This is a genomic window from Streptomyces sp. NPDC002232 (genome assembly GCF_042890295.1).
GTDB lineage: Bacteria > Actinomycetota > Actinomycetes > Streptomycetales > Streptomycetaceae > Streptomyces.
Genome location: NZ_JBIARV010000004.1, coordinates 726,753 through 742,128, shown reverse-complemented (window position 1 = coordinate 742,128; position 15,376 = coordinate 726,753). Strand labels below are relative to the sequence as shown.

Here is a 15,376-nt window from a genome sequence, read left to right as displayed (position 1 = left end):
CCCATGGTCAGCGGGCCTTGATGTCGACGATCCGCCACCGGTCTCCCTGGTACTCGGCGGTGACGGTGAGCTGGGCCGCGGCGGACGTGGCGGCGGCCTTGTCGCGGCGCGAGGTCTGGTCGAGGAAGACCAGGAGGCGCGCGCTGTTCCCGTCGAGCTCGATCACGCCGGTGCGGACGGTCTGGGTGGACAGGGTGATGCGCTGGTCCACCAGGTTCGCGCGGACCTGGGCGAGCAGTTCGGCGTACTGGCGGGCTGCGCGCCCCGCGAGCACGGTGCGGGAGGAGCGTTCGGCGGCGTCCGTGTCGGCCGGGGTGTACGAGAACACCCGGGCCAGGCCGTCGGCGACGTCACCGCTGACGCGGTCGGTGGCGGCCGTGTCGGTGAGCGCGTGGTTGCGGGCCGAGGGCGTCGTGCGGAGCTGGTGGGCCTCGTGGAAGAACCAGCTCCCGCCGAGGACCAGCGCGACAAGGCCCGCGGCCAGGGCGATACGGCTCCGGAGGGCGGCGGAGCGGCGCGGGGCGGCCACGGTCGCCTGGGGCGCCTCGGCTTCCGGCCCCGCCTCGGCCTCCGGCGGCTCGGTGGATTCCGTCGACTTCGTGGGGTCTGTCGTCTCGGTGGACTCCGTCGCCTCCGCAGACGCCGTCGGCTCCGTGGACTCCGTCGCCTCCCGATCCGCCTCCCTGGCGGTCTCCGTCTTCGTCCTGCGCAGCAGACGCGTCACTCGTTCCCGCCCTTCTCGGTCCCGCTCTTGTCCGCCCCGGCGACCGGCACCGCGCTCAGGGCCGCGACCCGCCAGGTGTCGTCGTCCGTGCGGGTCAGGACGGCCTCCAGGCGTTTGCGGTCGGACGTCGCGGCGGAGCTTCCGCGCGGGGTGACGTCGACACGTACCGTCGCGATGAGTTTCGCCGTACCGGCCCGCGCGTCCAGCGCCGTGAGCGCCGCCTCGGTCACCGTGGCGCGCGCCGAGGCGCCCACCGCGGGTGTCGTGCGGCCGAGTTCGGTGCGGAGCGGTCCCGTGGAGGCCTCGCGCCAGGCCCTGATGCCGGCTTCGGCGCGGGCGAGGGTCGAGGCGTCGAGCGTGTTGAGGACGGTGAGGCGGCTGCGGCCCTCGGCGAGCGCCGTGTCGCGTTCCCTGCTGAAGCCGATCTCCTCGTCGGTGCGCGCCTGGGCGTAGGTCCAGGCGCCCGTCCCGCAGAAGCCGAGGGCGACGGCGAGGGCCGCGGCGGCCAGGATCTTGGCGCGGTTCATCGGGTGCTCCCGGAGGTGAGGCCGAGGAGGCCCGCGATGTCCGTCGGTCCGGCGGTTCCGCCGGCCAGGGCGAGCGCGCCGGGCAGGGCCTGCTGGGTGCCGGGCGTGGTGCGCGCCCCGCCGGAGGGCAGGGAGCCGGGCCGGGCGGGGGTGGGGACGCGGCCGCTGCCGGGGGCGTGGGCCGAGCCCCGGACGTTGACCCCGGTGGAGGCGGGGGCGGTGCAGGAGGCGCCGGTGTTGAGGGCGGGCGCGGTCCCCAGGTCGAGTCCGTTGCGGTAGCGCGTGCCTCCGTATCCGGCGGTGCACGGCAGCGGTTTGAAGAAGGTGACGGCCATGCCGAAGTTCACGTGCCCTCCGTCGACGGTGGTGGCTCCCGCCGAGACGGCCGCCGGGAACTTCACGAGGAGTTCCTCCGTGCCGCGCTGGCGGGTGACGGCGATCTCCGAAGTGGTGAGGAGGTTGGCGAGGACGACGCTCAGGCTGGGGTCGAGGTCGCGCAGCAGGCCGCTGACCTGTCCGGTCGCGTCGGGAGTGACGGCGAGGAGGCGGCGCAGGTCGGCGTCGGAGCCCTTCAGGGTGGCGGCGAGGTCGCGGGCTCCGGTGGCGAAGTCGCGGATGGCGCGGCTCTCGTCGGCCTGGGTGCGCAGCACGGTCTCGCCGTCGTCGATGAGGCGGGTGGTGGCCGGCAGGGAGCGGTCGGCGGCCTGGACGAACCGGCTGCCGCTGTCGAGGAGGACCTGGAGGTCGTCGCCGTGTCCCTCGAAGGCCTTGCCGAGTTCGTCGACGACGGTGCGCAGGGAGTCGAGGGGCACGGAGCGGGTGAGGTCGTCCATGCTCGCGAGGACGTCGGTGACGGGCGCCGGGACTTCGGTGTCGTCCTGTTCGATGCGGGCGCCGTCGGCGAGGTAGGGGGCGCCGTCGCTCTCGGGGCGCAGGTCGATGTACTGCTCGCCGACGGCGGAGAGTCCGGCGACGACGGCGCGGGCGTCCGCGGGGATGAGGGGCGCCGAGTTCTTGATGCGGAGTTCGGCGACGACTCCGTCGGCGGTGAGGTCGATGGCACCGACGCGGCCCACGGAGACGCCCCGGTAGGTGACGTCGGAGTGGGTGAACAGGCCTCCCGTACGGGCGAGGTGGACGCGGACGGTGTAGTGGTCGGCGACGCCGGCGTAGCGGCCGAGGTCGGCGTAGCGGATGCCGACGAAGCCGAGGACGAGTACGGCGATGACGAGGAACGCGAGGTTCTTCAGCCGTACGGTGCGGGTGATCACCGCTTCTCGCCTCCGTCCTGGGGTGTGGTGGCGGGTGCGGCCGGGGTGCCGGTGGTGACGGCGGAAAGCGGCAGGGCCGAGGGGGCGCTGTGCGCTCCGGCCCGCCCTCGGGCGGAGGAGCCCGGTGGGGTGGTGGGCGCGGGCGGGAAGGGGTCGGGCCGGGGGATCAGGGGCGGGATGACCTCGGTGCCGGGGGCGGCGGCGAGGTGCAGATAGGTGTTGAGGTAGTCGCCCTTGATGCCGCGCATCACCTCGTCGGTGAAGGGATACGTGAGGAGGACCTGGAGCGAGTCGGGCAGGTCGGCGCCGGCGTCCGCGAGGGCGGTCAGGGTGGGCGCGAGGGCCTTGAGGTCGGCGATCATGTCCTTCTTGCTCGCGTCGACGGTGGCGACGGCGACGTCGGAGAGGGTGTCCAGGGCCCGCAGCATGGTGAGCAGGGAGCCCCGCTGGTTCTCCAGGGTCTTCAGGCCGGGTGAGAGGCCGGTGAGGACGGTGTCGACGTCCTTCTTCCGGCCGGCGAGGGTGGCGGAGAGGCGGTTGACGCCGTCGAGGGCGCGGGTGATGTCGCCGCGGTGGGCGTCCAGGGTGGTGACGAGGGTGTTGACGCGGTTCAGCATGGAGCGGACCTCGGGCTCGCGGCCGCCGAGGGCGGCGTTGAGTTCCCGGGTGATGGTCTTGAGCTGGTTGACGCCGCCTCCGTTGAGCAGGAGGGACAGGGCGCCGAACACCTCTTCGACCTCCGTGTTGCGGCTGGTGCGCGCGAGCGGGATGACGCTGCCGTCGGTGAGGCGTGCGCCGGTGTCCTTCCGCGGGGCGACGAGCTGGATGTACTTCTCGCCGAGGAGGCTCGACTGTTCGAGGCGGGCGCCGGCGTCGGCGGGGAGCCGGACGTCGCCGTTGATCTCCAGGGTGACGCGGGCGGTCCAGGTGCCGGTGCCCAGGTCGATGGCGGTGACGCGGCCGACGGCGACGTCGTTGACCTTGACGGCGGACTGCGGGACGAGGCTGAGCACGTCGTCGAGTTCGGCGGTGACCGTGTAGGGGTGGGAGCCGAGGTCGGCTCCTCCGGGCAGCGGCAGGTCCTCGATGCCGTCGAACCGGACGGAGGGCACGGGGACCGCGCCGAGGACGACGGCGATGCCGAGGCCGAGGGCCACGGCTCCGACGGCGGCGGCTCCGGCTGCCTTCCGGGAGGGCAGGGCTTCTCGTCTCACCGCTCCCCCTCTCCGGTGCCGGCCGACGCGCCGCCGGTGACCGGCAGCGGCAGCAGCGGTCCGCCCATGCTGATCTCGTTGAGGTTGGCGCGGCCGTCGAGGGTGCGGGTGTCCTTGTTGTAGGCGTTGACGACGTTGCCCGCGGCGAGCGGGGCGACGTCGAGCGCCTCGGCGAGGGAGGCCCGCTGGTCGACGAGGGTCTGGGTGAGGGGCACGAGCCGGTCGATGTTCTTCTTGAGCTCGCCCCGGTTGTCCTTGATGAACGTCTTGACCTGGGCGAGGGCCTTGCCGAGTTCCTTGAGGGCGCCGGCGAGGTCGTCCTTGTTCTCGGCGAAGTACCCGACGACCTCGTCCAGGCGTTCCTGCGCGGTGCGGACGTCGCCGTCCTTCTTCTTGAGCATGGTGGTGAAGGTCTGGAGCTGGCCTAGGGTGGCGAACAGGTTCTCGCTGCTGCCGTCGAGGGTCTTGGCGGCCTTGCCGAACTGTTCGATGGAGGTGCCGATGGCCGTGCCGTTGCCCTTGAGGTTCTTCGCTCCGGTGTCGAGGAGTTCGGAGAGGGCTCCGGCGGAGTTGGCGCCGTCGGGGCCGAGCGCGTCGCTCAGCTCGGTGATCGAGGCGTAGAGCTGGTCGATCTCGACGGGGGTGCGGTTGCGGGCGGCTGGCAGCTGGGCGCCGTCGGCGAGGGCGGGGCCGGTGGTGTAGGCGGGGGTGAGCTGGACGTACCGGTCGGCGACGATGCTTGGGGCGACGACGAGGGCGCGCGCGTCGGCGGGGACGCGTACGCCTTCGTCGAGGCGGAGTTCGACGCGGACCCGGGTCCCTTGTGGTTCCACGGACTCCACCTCTCCGACGCGGACGCCGAGGACGCGCAGGTCGGATCCGGCGTAGATGCCGACCGCCCGGTCGAAGTAGGCGGTGACGCGGATGCCGTCGTCGTCGAGGACGCGGACGGCGACGAGGCCGCAGGCGGCGAGGACCGCGAGGGCGACTCCGGCGACGAGCGGTTTCCTGGGTCTGGTCATCGTTCACCGCTCCCCTTGGCCTGGGCCGCGGGCTTCGGCGGCAGGCATCCGGTCTTGGGCTGGGAGGCCTCGGGCAGATAGGTGCGGGGCACCACACCGCACAGGTAGCTGTCGAACCAGCGGCCGCTGCCGAGGGTGTTGCCGACGAGCCGGTAGTAGGGGCCGATGAGCGCGAGCGTCTTGTCGAGCTGGCCGCTGTTCTTCTCCAGGACGCCGGTGACGCGGCTGAGGGCCTTGAGGGTGGGGCCGAGCTGCTTGTCGTTGTCGCCGACGAGGCCGCTGAGCTCGGTGCCCAGCTCCCTGCTGCCCTTGAGCAGGGCGCGGATGGCCTCGCGGCGCTTCTTGAGCTCGCCGAGCAGCGATCCGCCGTCCTCCAGGAGGATCTCGAAGCTGGACTTCTTGCCCTCCAGGGTCTTGGTGAACTTCTTGCTGTTCTCCAGGAGCCGGGCGAGCTGCGTGTCGCGCTTGGAGACGGACTTCGACAGCTCGGAGAGGCCGTTGGCGGCGTTGCGGACGTGCGGGGGCGAGTTCTTGAAGGTGTCGGAGATGGTCCGGAAGCTCTCCTCCAGCTTCTCGGTGTCGATGGCGTCGACGGTGCCGCTGAGGTCCTGGAAGGCCTGCGTCACGTCGTACGGGGAGGTGGTGCGGGACCGCGGGATGCGGGTGCCGGGGTCCTGCGGCGCGGAGCCCAGCGGGTCGACCGCGAGGTACTTCTCGCCCAGCAGGGTCTTGATGGCGATGGCGGCGGTCGAGCGGTCGCCGATCCAGGCGTCGCCGACCTCGAAGGTGACCTTGACCTTCGGGCCGTCGAGGGCGACGCCGGTGACCTTGCCGACCTTGACCCCGGCGATGCGGACCTCGTCGCCGGTGTCGAGTCCGGCCGCCTCGGTGAAGTCGGCGCTGTAGGCGGTGTCCGCGCCGACGAGCGGGAGCCGTTCCACGTTGTACGCCAGGGCGGCCAGGAGGGCGAGGAGCAGCAGTCCGACGAGGGCCACGGCGACGGGGCTGCGTTCCTTGACCGGTTTGATCCGGGGGCGGGAGCTCATGCGCGGCACCTCGCCTCGGTCACGGCGATGCCGGTCGGCGGCTTGGAGCCGTCGGAGGTCCCCACGCCGCTCACGCGCGCCTCGCAGAGGTAGAGGTTGAACCACGATCCGTACGAGGACAGCCGTGCGAGGGCGGTCATCTTGCCGGGGGTGTTCGCGAGGAACCTCTCGATGCTGGGGGTGTGTTCGCCGAGGGTGCCGGAGAGCCGGCCGAGTTCGCGGATGTCCTTCTTCAGGGGGGCGCGCCCCTCCTGGAGGAGTCCGGCGGTCGTGGTGGTGAGGTCGCCGATGGCCTTGACGGCCTCGCCGAGGGGTTTGCGGTCGGTGTTGAAGCCGGTGACGAGCTTCTGGAGGGTGACGACGAGGTCTCCGAAGGCGGCCTCGCGGTGGTTGAGGGTGGTCAGGACGGTGTTGAGGTGGGTGACGACCTCGCCGATGACCTTGTCCTTGGCGGCGACGGTGGTGGTCAGGGAGCCGATGTGCCGCAGGAGGCTGTCGACGGTGCCGCTCTCGCCCTGGAGGACCTGCACGAGGGAGCCGGCGAGGTCGTTGACGTCGGCGGGCGACAGTCCTTCGAAGAGCGGCTTGAACCCGTTGAACAGGAGGGTCAGGTCGAGCGCGGGGGTGGTGCGGTCGAGCGGGATGGTGTCCCCCGGCTCCAGGGTGCCGGTGAGGTCGCCGGCGCCCCGGTCGAGGGAGACGTACCGCTGGCCGACCATGTTGAGGTACTTGACGGCGGCGGTCGCCGACCGGGGCAGGGTGCGGTCCTCGCGGACCGAGAAGGTGACCTGGGCGGTGCGGCGCTCGACGACGCGGACGTCCGTGACCTCGCCGACCTTCACTCCGGAGATGCGCACGGAGTCGCCCTCGACGAGGCCGGTGACGTCGGTGAACAGGGCCTTGTAGGTGCGGGTGGCGGAGCCGACACCGGTGTTGGCGATGCTGAAGCCGAGGACGGTGGTGGCGAGGGCGGTGACCAGGACGAACGCCAGGGACTTCAGGACGGTGCCGGTCAGGCCGCGCCGGCGTGTGTGGGTGGGCCGGGTCGTCATCGGAGGGTCACCTCCGCGCCGCGGAAGGCGGGGCCGGCGAGCAGGCTGCTCCAGTCCGGCAGGTCGCCGGGGGCCTTCTTGGCGGCGGGTGCGAGGAGTTCGTTGACGAGGGAGTTCTCCTGCGGGGAGTTGGCCGGGCCGAGTTGCTGGTCGGCCGCGGCGCTCGCCCGCGCGGCGGGTGCGGCCGGGACGCCGAGGTACGGGACGGGGTAGCAGTGCGGGCCGCCGCCGGAGCCGTACGAGGGGGCGTCGCGACCGGGGGTGTAGCCGCCTCGGGCGGGGACGGTGGTCACCTCGACGTGGAGTCCGGGCTGGTTCGTGCCCTTGCCGAGCGCCTTGTCCATGGCGGGCACGAACTGGGCGAGGGTGCGCAGGGTGCAGGGGAAGGACGGGGAGTACGCGGCGAGCAGTTGCAGGGTGGGCCGGCTGGTGGCGCTGAGCCGGATGATGTTGTCCTTGTTCTGCCGCAGGAAGGCGGTGAGGTCCTGGGCGGTGCGGGTGGTGGCGCCGAAGGTCCCGGCCAACTCGCCCTCCTTCTCGGCGAGGGTGCCGCTGGTGGTGGTGAAGTCGGTGAGCGCCGTGACGATGTCCGGGGCGGCGTCCGCGTAGAGGTGGCTGACCTTCACGAGTTCTTTCAGGTCGCGGGTGAGGGCGGGCAGGTGGGGGTTGAACTCGCGCAGGTTGGCGTCGAGTTCGGCGAGGGTGTCGCCGAGCTTGTCGCCCCGGCCCTCCAGGGCGCGGGAGACGGCGGACAACGTGGCCGACAGCTTCTGCGGCTGGACGGCGGTGAGCAGGGGCAGGACGTTGTCGAGGACCTGCTGGAGTTCCACGGCGTTGCTGGAGCGGTCCTCGGGGATGACGGCTCCGGGGCCGAGCGGCTCCGGGGAGGCGCCGGCCGGCGGGACGAGGGCCACGAACCGTTCGCCGAAGAGGGTCGTGGGCAGCATCTGGGCGCGTACGTCGGAGGGGACGTGGCGCAGGGTCCCGGGGCGCATGGCGAGGGTGAGCCGGGCGCCGCCGTCGATGGCGTCGATGGCGCGGACCTCGCCGATGACGACGCCGCGCAGTTTCACCTCGGCGCCGAGGTGCATCTCGTTGCCGACGCTGCCGGTCTCGACGGTGACCGGGTCGGAGTCGGTGAACTGCTTGTCGTAGACGGCGACCGCGAGCGAGGCGAGCAGGACGGGCACCAGCAGGAACACGACGCCGGCGAACCGGCGGCGGACGGTCTCGGCACGTGAGTCGCTCATCTCACCCCGCCACCTTCACGGTCGTGGTCGCGCCCCAGAGGGCCAGCGACAGGAAGAAGTCGGTGACGCTGATCAGCACGATGGCGTTGCGCACGGAGCGGCCGACGGCGATGCCGACGCCGGCGGGTCCGCCGGAGGCGCGGAAGCCGTAGTAGCAGTGGGCGATGATCACCATCACGCTGAAGATCAGCACTTTCAGCACCGAGAGGAGGACGTCCGTCGGGGAGAGGAAGAGGTTGAAGTAGTGGTCGTAGGTCCCCTGCGACTGGCCGTTGAAGAGGACCGTGACGTAGCGGGAGGCCAGGTAGGACGAGAGCAGTCCGACCGCGTAGAGCGGGACGATGGCGACGACGCCCGCGATGATGCGGGTGGTGACCAGGTACGGCATGGAGCGGATGCCCATGCCCTCCAGGGCGTCGACCTCCTCGTTGATGCGCATGGCGCCGAGCTGGGCGGTGAATCCGGCGCCGACGGTCGCGGAGAGGGCGAGTCCGGCGACGAGCGGGGCGATCTCGCGGGTGTTGAAGTACGCGGAGACGAATCCGGTGAAGGCGGCGGTGCCGATCTGTTCGAGGGCCGCGTAGCCCTGGAGGCCGACGACGGTGCCGGTGAACAGCGTCATCGCGATCATGACGCCGATGGTGCCGCCGATGACGCCGAGTCCGCCGGAGCCGAAGGCGACCTCGGCGAGGAGCCGTTGCACCTCCTTGAGGTAGCGGCGCAGGGTGCGCGGGATCCAGAGGAGGGCGCGGACGTAGAACAGGAGCTGGTCGCCGGACCGGTCGAGCCACACGAAGGGGGAGGCCATCGGTCAGCCTCCCTTCGGCGGGACGATCTGGAGGTAGATGCCCGTCAGCACCATGTTCACGAAGAACAGCAGCATGAAGGTGATGACGACGGACTGGTTCACGGCGTCGCCGACGCCCTTGGGGCCTCCGCGGGGGTTGAGCCCCCGGTAGGCGGCGACGATGCCGGCGATGAACCCGAAGATGAGCGCCTTGAGTTCGCTGATGTAGAGGTCCGGCAGCTGGGCGAGGGCGGAGAAGCTGGAGAGGTACGCGCCGGGGGTGCCGCCCTGGAGGACGATGTTGAAGAAGTAGCCGCCCAGGGTGCCGACGACGGAGACCATGCCGTTGAGGAGCACGGCGACCGCCATGGTGGCGAGGACGCGCGGGACGACGAGCCGCTGCACCGGCGAGACGCCCATGACCTCCATCGCGTCGAGTTCCTCCCGGATCTTGCGGGAGCCGAGGTCGGCGCAGATCGCGGAGCCGCCGGCGCCGGCGATCAGGAGGGCCACGATGAGGGGGCTGGCCTGCTGGATGACGGCGAGGACGCTGGCCCCGCCGGTGAAGGACTGGGCGCCGAGCTGCTGGGTGAGGGAGCCGACCTGGAGGGCGATGACGGCGCCGAAGGGGATGGAGACGAGCGCGGCGGGCAGGATGGTGACGCTCGCGACGAACCAGAACTGCTCGATGAACTCGCGGAACTGGAAGGGCCTGCGGAAGACGGCCCGGCTCACCTCGGCGGCGAGCGCGAAGAGGCGGCCGGTCTGCCGCAGCGCCCCCGTGATCACGAGCCGCTCCCGGCCGGCAGGGTCAGGGTGGGGGCCGTGTCGGTGCGCGCGTAGGTGTCGCGGATGGCGGTGCGGGCGGCCGGCGGCAGCTGGTCGAGCATGCCGAGGACCCGCTCCCTGCGGCGGGTGACGGCCGCGCGGGGAGGCAGTCCGGGGGACGGCTCCAGCTGCGGGACGATGACGCGGGGTGTCGTCGATCGGGCGGCGGAGTTCTCCGCCTCGGCGGCGAGGAGCGCGGCGTCCTTCTCCTCGGACATGCCGATGGGTCCTTCGCGGCGGCCGGCGAGGAACTGGGTCACGACCGGTTCCTCGCTGGTCAGGAGGACCTCGCGGGGGCCGAAGGTGATGAGCCTGCGCCGGAAGAACATCCCCATGTTGTCGGGGACGGTGGCGGCGATGTCGAGGTTGTGGGTGACGATCAGCATCGTCGCGTCGATCCGCGCGTTGAGGTCGATCAGCAGTTGCGAGAGGTACGCGGTGCGGACCGGGTCGAGTCCGGAGTCCGGCTCGTCGCACAGGACGATCTGCGGGTCGAGCACGAGCGCGCGGGCCAGTCCGGCGCGTTTGCGCATGCCGCCGCTGATCTCGCCGGGCAGTTTGCCCTCCGCGCCCAGGAGGCCGACGAGTTCGATCCGCTCCATGACGATGCGGCGGATCTCGGACTCGCGCTTGCGGGTGTGCTCGCGCAGCGGGAAGGCGATGTTGTCGAAGAGACTCATGGAGCCGAACAGGGCGCCGTCCTGGAACATGAGGCCGAAGAGTTTCCGGGTCTCGTAGATGTCGCGTTCCGGACTGCTGACCATGTCGACACCGTTGATGAGGACACGGCCCTGCTGCGGTTTCAGCAGTCCGATGAGCGATTTCAGGAAGACCGTCTTACCGGTTCCCGAAGGGCCGAGCATGACGCTGACCTCTCCGGCCGGCAGGGTCAGCGACACGTCCTGCCAGATGTTCTGCTTGCCAAAGGACATGGTCAGACCCTCAACGACTACTTCGATTCCCATCCCACCTCCAGCAAGCGTGCGTCGGGTGTGCGCCGCGGGCGCACGTTAAGTCGGTCCGGATCATCCGGACAATAGGCGGGTGCCACTTTTCTTGATCCGCTCCCGTTGTTTGTCACCGCGGAGACAAGGTCGGGGTCGGCACTTGTCTCCGCGGAGACACAGAGCTGCGCCGACCTGCGACGGTGCGCCGCCCCGGGAACGCTACGGCCGAGTAACCTCTCGCGGCAATACTGGAATCCCAGTTTTCCCGGTACGGGACCTGACGCCGGACGAGTTGTCACGCGGGAGACAATTCCGCTTCCGCTCTTGTCACCGAGAAGAGCAGGGGAAGGCCCCGGCGATCGATCAGAATTGTCGACATTGCGCACCACGGAACCAAGGGGATTCCCGTCATCGCTCACCCACTTGACAGGCAATGCGAGAACTCCAAAGAATCTTGGACTCCGCCATTGTTCAGCTAAGTTTCCCGCAAGTAACGTCTCGTTTCGCGGCCGAGAAATGACGAGCCGCCGGCCGCTCGACCCCCACCGCGGCCACCCCTCTGCCGGTCAATCCCCAAGGAGAGTCCCAGAGCCATGAACAAGCCCATCAGAAAGCTCGCCGTCGTCGCCGGAGCCGCCTCGGCCGCGTTCGCCCTCGCCGCGGCGCCCGCCTCGGCGGTGCCGTCGACGGTCTGGACCGTCAACCCCACGCCGGCCAGCTTCACCGCGGCCAACAGCGGGAACGTCGTCCTCAGCGTCAACGGCATCGCCATGACGTGTACGAAGTCGACCGCCGCGGGCACGATGGCGAGCGCCACCGGCAACCCCGCCACGGTGGCCTCCATCAGCTCCATCGCGTTCGGCGCCTCGGGCGCGCCCTGCACCAGCGTCCTCGGCAACGTGACCACGGTCGCGACCACGCCGTGGACCGTGGTGGCGCAGGACTACACCGCGGGGACCGGCGTCACCAAGGGCTACGTCGGCAACGTCGACGCCAAGGTGACCGTCGGCGCCTGTGTCTTCCGCGTGACGGGCAAGGCCTCCGGAACGTACACCAACTCGACGGGCGCGCTGGCCGTCAACAGCGTCGCGGGCGAGCTCACCGTCGTCTCGGCGACCAACTGCGGCTCCGCCGTGCCGGTCGGCGCCAAGCCCACCTTCAAGGGCACCTACCTCGTGAAGGCGGGCAACGTCATCCCGACGATCGTCGGTTCCAACCCGTAAGGACGCAGGACCCGCGTCCGCCCGGCCGGCGATCCCGGCCGGGCGGACGCGGCCCGTTCGGGTTCACGCCCGCCGCCCATCACCAAGGAGACCTCCCGGGCCATGCAGAAGCCGATCGGAAAACTCGCCACCGCCGCCGGCGCGGCCGCGGCCTCGGCCGTCCTCGCGGCGGTCCCGGCCGTGGCGGAGCCCTCGACGGTCTGGACGGTGAGCGGATCGCCTGTCGCCGTCTCCGCGACCGCCACCGGGCACGTGACGCTCGTCCTCAACGGCTTCATCATGACGTGCTCGAAGTCGACCGCTTCGGGCACCCTGCGGAGCGCCTCGGGAAACCCGGCGGCCGTCGGGTCCCTCACCTCGGTCACCTTCGGTGCGCCCGGGACGCCCTGCACCAGCGTGCTGGGGAGTCCCACCCTGCCCACCTCCACTCCGTGGAGCGTCGTGGCGCACGACTACGCCGCCGCTACCTCCACCACCACGGGCCACCTCACCGGCGTCGACTTCCGGACGACCCTCGGTGCCTGCGTCTTCCGGGTGAGGGGCGGGGCCTCCGTCACCTACGCCAACGCCACGGGCAAGCTGGCCGTCGCGTCCACCGACGGCGAGCTCACCGTCGTCGAGTCGCTCAACTGCGGCGACCTCGCCCCGCTCGGCGCCCGGCCCGTCCTCCGGGGCGACTACCTGGTCAGGGCTGCCGGTACCGGCGGCGTCCCGACCGTCGTCGGCTCCCACCCGTAGATCCCGCCCTGCCGGCGGGACACACCCTCACGCGTTCGCGAACGACCCGAGCGGAGCACCAGATGAGAGGCCCACGGCCCACCCCTCGACCCTCCCGCGTCCGCGCGCGCGGCGCGACGATCGCCGCGTTCGTGGCGCTCGCCCCGCTGCTTCCGGCCGCGGCCGTCGCCGTCGGGACGCTGAAGGTCGACGCCGCGCTCCCCTATGTCTGCACCCTGCCCTCGGGGCAGCAGTCCGCGACGGTACGGATCACGGCGAGCTTCCCCGAACGGGTCGCCGTGGGCGAGGAGATCCGGCCCACCGACGTCACCACGACGGTCGAGCTGCCCGCGGCGGCCGTGGCCGAACTCACCGCGCTCCAGGCCGCCACCGTCCGGGCCGAGACGCGGCTCGCGGTCGGGGTGGCCCAGAAGGAACAGCGCGCGGAGGTCACCTGGAGCGGTACGGCGGAGCCCGTCGCCGTCCCCGCCGAGGGGCCCCTCGTGCTCACCACCACCGGTGACGTGCCGTCCCTGACGACAGCCGAGGCGGGCGGTCTGACGCTCACCGCCCAGGCCCTGGGGATCGACCTGGCCCCGAGCACGTCCGACGGCGCGGCCACCACCCCCGCGGCCCTCTCCGTCAGCTGCGTACCCGGCCGGGACGCGGAGGGGCGTACGGTGCTCGCCACCGTTCCGGTCGGCGCCGACGGGCCCACCGGGGAACCCGGCACGCCTTCTCCGTCCCCGGCCTCCCCTTCGCCGTCCGGTTCCACGACGGTCGGTCCGCCGCCCCCGCTCCCGTCGAACCGTCCGGCACCGGCGAGTCCGGGGACCCCCGACGGGACCGGGAAGCAGGCTCCGAAGGACCCGCGGAGCCCCAGGCAGCCGGAGCGCGGACGGGCGGCGGACGAGACCCCACCCGGCACTCCGCCGCCCCGGCCGGCCGCGCCGCCCTGCATCACCGAGAACCCGACCCCGGTGTCGCTCTCGGCGTACATCACCGGCTACTCCAACGTGAGGAAGCTGAACGGAGCCTCGCTCATCCCGTTGTCCTGTCTCCTGATCGAGCAGGGCCTGCCGGAGCCGCCCTCCACCCCCGTGCCGGACGGCGAGTTCCAGTTCTTCACCCCGTCGACGGCCAATCTCTCCTACCAGGGGCGCAAACAGACCCCGCCCTTCACCTCCACCCTCCTGACCTTCGGCTTCGCGCCGGTCACGGCGACCATGGTCCTGGAGCAGACGGGCCCGATCACGATCGGCACGCTGTTCCGCGCCATCTTCGCCACCGGTGACAACTACCTGGACAACACCGTCCGGGCGCCCCTCGTCCTGCGCGTCCTCGACGTCGAGGTCAACGGCGTCACCCTGGACGTGGGCCCCTCCTGCCGCACGGAGACCTCGCTCAGCTCGCCCGAGCCCGAGCCCGCCCGGTACCCCGGGAAGCACCTGGTGATGCTCGGCAGGGGCTACATCCCCGTCGGAGGCAACGCCCAGGGCTACCAGCTGACCACCGGCGGACCCCTGAAGGGCGAGGTGACCATCCCGGCGTTCAAGGGCTGCGTCACCGAGGGGGGCGAGAACCTCGACCGTCTCCTCACCGCCTCCATCTCCGGATCCGGCAACTACCTCAAGCAGATGCAGGGTCAGACCTGCACCGTGCTCAACCAAGTGCCCACCGACGATCCGCAGTGCACCGAGGACCTCCAGCCGTACGTGGTCCCCAAGCCCGAGCGCTGATCCACCCCACCGCCCCCGCTCCCTCCCAGGAAGGCCACCGCCATGTCCCTCGCCTCCTCCCGCACGAGACTCGCCACCCTCTCCGCCCTGACCGCGCTCGGCGCGTTCGCCTCCGTCGGCACGGCGACCGCCGCCACCCCCCAGCTGAACGGCGGATGGGCCCCGTTCACCCGCTGTCCGGTCGACGCCCCGGCGATGCTCGCCGCCGACGGTCTCGACCTGTCGCCGCAGTGCGTCTCCTCCAGCTCGGTCTCCGGCTCCATCAAGCTCGGGAACACGACCGTCATCACCGGGAAGACGAACCTGCAGATCGGCGTCGTCCAGAACGCCGACGGCACCAGCTCGGTCGTCGCCCCGCCCGCGGGCTCGATCATCGCGGACTCCGCCACCGTCCCCGGCGGACTGCTCGGCCTGATGTGCCCGAGCGACATCCCGTTCATCACCGACATCTGCCGGCAGCTGTCCGACGCCAAGCTCAACAAGATCACCGCCACGATGGAGTCGGTCGGCACGCCCTCGGACTTCGACCAGATCGCGGGCGTCCTCACCGACATGCCGATCGTGACCCTCCCGGTCCGCATCCACCTGGAGAACCCGTTCCTCGGCAGCAACTGCTACATCGGCACGAAGGCCAACCCGATCATCCTGCGCCCGAGCAACAAGACCTCGCCCGACTTCTCCGTGGAGCGCTACAACGCCGACGGCTCCCCGAACGAGGAGGGCGACATGAGCCGCCTGAACATCCTCGGCTCCACCCAGGTCGACACCACCTTCGCCGTCCCCGGCGCCAGCGGCTGCGGCCTCGGACTCGGCCTGGTCAACGGCGCGGTCAACCTCAAGACCGGACTGCCGTCCGCGGCCGGCCGGAACAGCCTCACGCTCAACAACACCCAGACCTACCTGACCGGCCTGTACGCCCCCGGTCTCGTCGCCCCCGACGCCGGGAAGGTGCTCTCGCGGAACTGGCACTCGGCCGTCAAGTAACGGCCACCCAGGGTCGATTCCCGGCCTACTCGACGGCCCACGGGC

15 protein-coding genes are annotated in these 15,376 nt (G+C 71.3%); 4 read left to right on the top strand and 11 right to left on the bottom strand.

What is annotated here, in order from left to right; translation table 11 throughout:
* Positions 1-7 precede the first annotated feature (7 nt).
* The 11 genes from ACFYXU_RS21280 to ACFYXU_RS21230 are packed head-to-tail and all read right to left on the bottom strand — an operon-like array spanning position 8 to position 10,686.
* A complete protein-coding gene (locus ACFYXU_RS21280) occupies positions 8-724 on the bottom strand; it encodes a hypothetical protein (RefSeq protein ID WP_389405738.1) in 717 nt (238 codons plus the stop codon).
* Positions 721-1,251: a hypothetical protein gene (locus tag ACFYXU_RS21275; RefSeq protein ID WP_376510413.1), complete on the bottom strand. Its 531-nt coding sequence runs from the start codon at positions 1,249-1,251 to the stop codon at positions 721-723. The genes ACFYXU_RS21280 and ACFYXU_RS21275 overlap by 4 nt, the downstream gene beginning before the upstream one ends.
* Complete coding sequence (locus tag ACFYXU_RS21270; RefSeq protein ID WP_389405739.1) at positions 1,248-2,522, bottom strand: MCE family protein; 1,275 nt, start codon at positions 2,520-2,522, stop codon at positions 1,248-1,250. The genes ACFYXU_RS21275 and ACFYXU_RS21270 overlap by 4 nt, the downstream gene beginning before the upstream one ends.
* Positions 2,519-3,736: an MCE family protein gene (locus ACFYXU_RS21265; RefSeq protein WP_389459236.1), complete on the bottom strand. Its 1,218-nt coding sequence runs from the start codon at positions 3,734-3,736 to the stop codon at positions 2,519-2,521. Before ACFYXU_RS21265 ends, ACFYXU_RS21270 begins: the two co-directional genes overlap by 4 nt.
* Positions 3,733-4,758, bottom strand: a complete 1,026-nt coding sequence (locus ACFYXU_RS21260) for an MCE family protein (RefSeq protein ID WP_389405741.1) — start codon at positions 4,756-4,758, stop codon at positions 3,733-3,735. Before ACFYXU_RS21260 ends, ACFYXU_RS21265 begins: the two co-directional genes overlap by 4 nt.
* A complete protein-coding gene (locus ACFYXU_RS21255; protein WP_389405742.1) occupies positions 4,755-5,804 on the bottom strand; it encodes an MCE family protein in 1,050 nt (349 codons plus the stop codon). The genes ACFYXU_RS21260 and ACFYXU_RS21255 overlap by 4 nt, the downstream gene beginning before the upstream one ends.
* Positions 5,801-6,856: an MCE family protein gene (locus tag ACFYXU_RS21250; protein ID WP_376510423.1), complete on the bottom strand. Its 1,056-nt coding sequence runs from the start codon at positions 6,854-6,856 to the stop codon at positions 5,801-5,803. Before ACFYXU_RS21250 ends, ACFYXU_RS21255 begins: the two co-directional genes overlap by 4 nt.
* Entirely contained in the window at positions 6,853-8,106 is a 1,254-nt protein-coding gene (locus ACFYXU_RS21245; RefSeq protein ID WP_389405743.1) for an MCE family protein, read from the bottom strand. The genes ACFYXU_RS21250 and ACFYXU_RS21245 overlap by 4 nt, the downstream gene beginning before the upstream one ends.
* A gap of 1 nt (position 8,107) precedes the next feature.
* Complete coding sequence (locus ACFYXU_RS21240) at positions 8,108-8,914, bottom strand: ABC transporter permease (RefSeq protein WP_030689715.1); 807 nt, start codon at positions 8,912-8,914, stop codon at positions 8,108-8,110.
* Positions 8,915-8,917: 3 nt separating this feature from the next.
* Positions 8,918-9,682 (bottom strand): ABC transporter permease, encoded by a 765-nt coding sequence (locus tag ACFYXU_RS21235; protein ID WP_030212814.1) that lies wholly within the window; start codon positions 9,680-9,682, stop codon positions 8,918-8,920.
* Positions 9,679-10,686 (bottom strand): ABC transporter ATP-binding protein, encoded by a 1,008-nt coding sequence (locus ACFYXU_RS21230; RefSeq protein ID WP_389405744.1) that lies wholly within the window; start codon positions 10,684-10,686, stop codon positions 9,679-9,681. Before ACFYXU_RS21230 ends, ACFYXU_RS21235 begins: the two co-directional genes overlap by 4 nt.
* Positions 10,687-11,261: 575 nt before the next feature.
* Here ACFYXU_RS21230 and ACFYXU_RS21225 point away from each other — a divergent pair.
* The 4 genes from ACFYXU_RS21225 to ACFYXU_RS21210 all read left to right on the top strand — a co-directional run bounded on the left by ACFYXU_RS21225 (position 11,262) and on the right by ACFYXU_RS21210 (position 15,331).
* Positions 11,262-11,891, top strand: coding sequence for a hypothetical protein (locus ACFYXU_RS21225; protein WP_329858369.1), 630 nt, complete (start codon positions 11,262-11,264; stop codon positions 11,889-11,891).
* Between the two features lie 102 nt (positions 11,892-11,993).
* Complete coding sequence (locus ACFYXU_RS21220; RefSeq protein WP_389405745.1) at positions 11,994-12,629, top strand: hypothetical protein; 636 nt, start codon at positions 11,994-11,996, stop codon at positions 12,627-12,629.
* 62 nt (positions 12,630-12,691) lie between these two features.
* On the top strand, positions 12,692-14,347 hold the full coding sequence (locus tag ACFYXU_RS21215; RefSeq protein ID WP_389405746.1) for a DUF6801 domain-containing protein: 1,656 nt from the start codon (positions 12,692-12,694) through the stop codon (positions 14,345-14,347).
* A 42-nt stretch (positions 14,348-14,389) separates the two neighbouring features.
* A complete protein-coding gene (locus ACFYXU_RS21210; RefSeq protein WP_376514459.1) occupies positions 14,390-15,331 on the top strand; it encodes a hypothetical protein in 942 nt (313 codons plus the stop codon).
* Positions 15,332-15,376 lie beyond the last annotated feature (45 nt).

Excerpts from the sequence above, each read along its gene's own strand:
- ACFYXU_RS21275 (WP_376510413.1), bottom strand. The coding sequence starts at position 1,251 with ATGAACCGCGCCAAGATCCTGGCCGCCGCGGCCCTCGCCGTCGCCCTC.
- ACFYXU_RS21260 (WP_389405741.1), bottom strand. The coding sequence starts at position 4,758 with ATGACCAGACCCAGGAAACCGCTCGTCGCCGGAGTCGCCCTCGCGGTC.
- ACFYXU_RS21255 (WP_389405742.1), bottom strand. The coding sequence starts at position 5,804 with ATGAGCTCCCGCCCCCGGATCAAACCGGTCAAGGAACGCAGCCCCGTC.
- ACFYXU_RS21250 (WP_376510423.1), bottom strand. The coding sequence starts at position 6,856 with ATGACGACCCGGCCCACCCACACACGCCGGCGCGGCCTGACCGGCACC.
- ACFYXU_RS21245 (WP_389405743.1), bottom strand. The coding sequence starts at position 8,106 with ATGAGCGACTCACGTGCCGAGACCGTCCGCCGCCGGTTCGCCGGCGTC.
- ACFYXU_RS21240 (WP_030689715.1), bottom strand. The coding sequence starts at position 8,914 with ATGGCCTCCCCCTTCGTGTGGCTCGACCGGTCCGGCGACCAGCTCCTG.
- ACFYXU_RS21230 (WP_389405744.1), bottom strand. The coding sequence starts at position 10,686 with ATGGGAATCGAAGTAGTCGTTGAGGGTCTGACCATGTCCTTTGGCAAG.
- ACFYXU_RS21225 (WP_329858369.1), top strand. The coding sequence starts at position 11,262 with ATGAACAAGCCCATCAGAAAGCTCGCCGTCGTCGCCGGAGCCGCCTCG.
- ACFYXU_RS21220 (WP_389405745.1), top strand. The coding sequence starts at position 11,994 with ATGCAGAAGCCGATCGGAAAACTCGCCACCGCCGCCGGCGCGGCCGCG.
- ACFYXU_RS21215 (WP_389405746.1), top strand. The coding sequence starts at position 12,692 with ATGAGAGGCCCACGGCCCACCCCTCGACCCTCCCGCGTCCGCGCGCGC.
- ACFYXU_RS21210 (WP_376514459.1), top strand. The coding sequence starts at position 14,390 with ATGTCCCTCGCCTCCTCCCGCACGAGACTCGCCACCCTCTCCGCCCTG.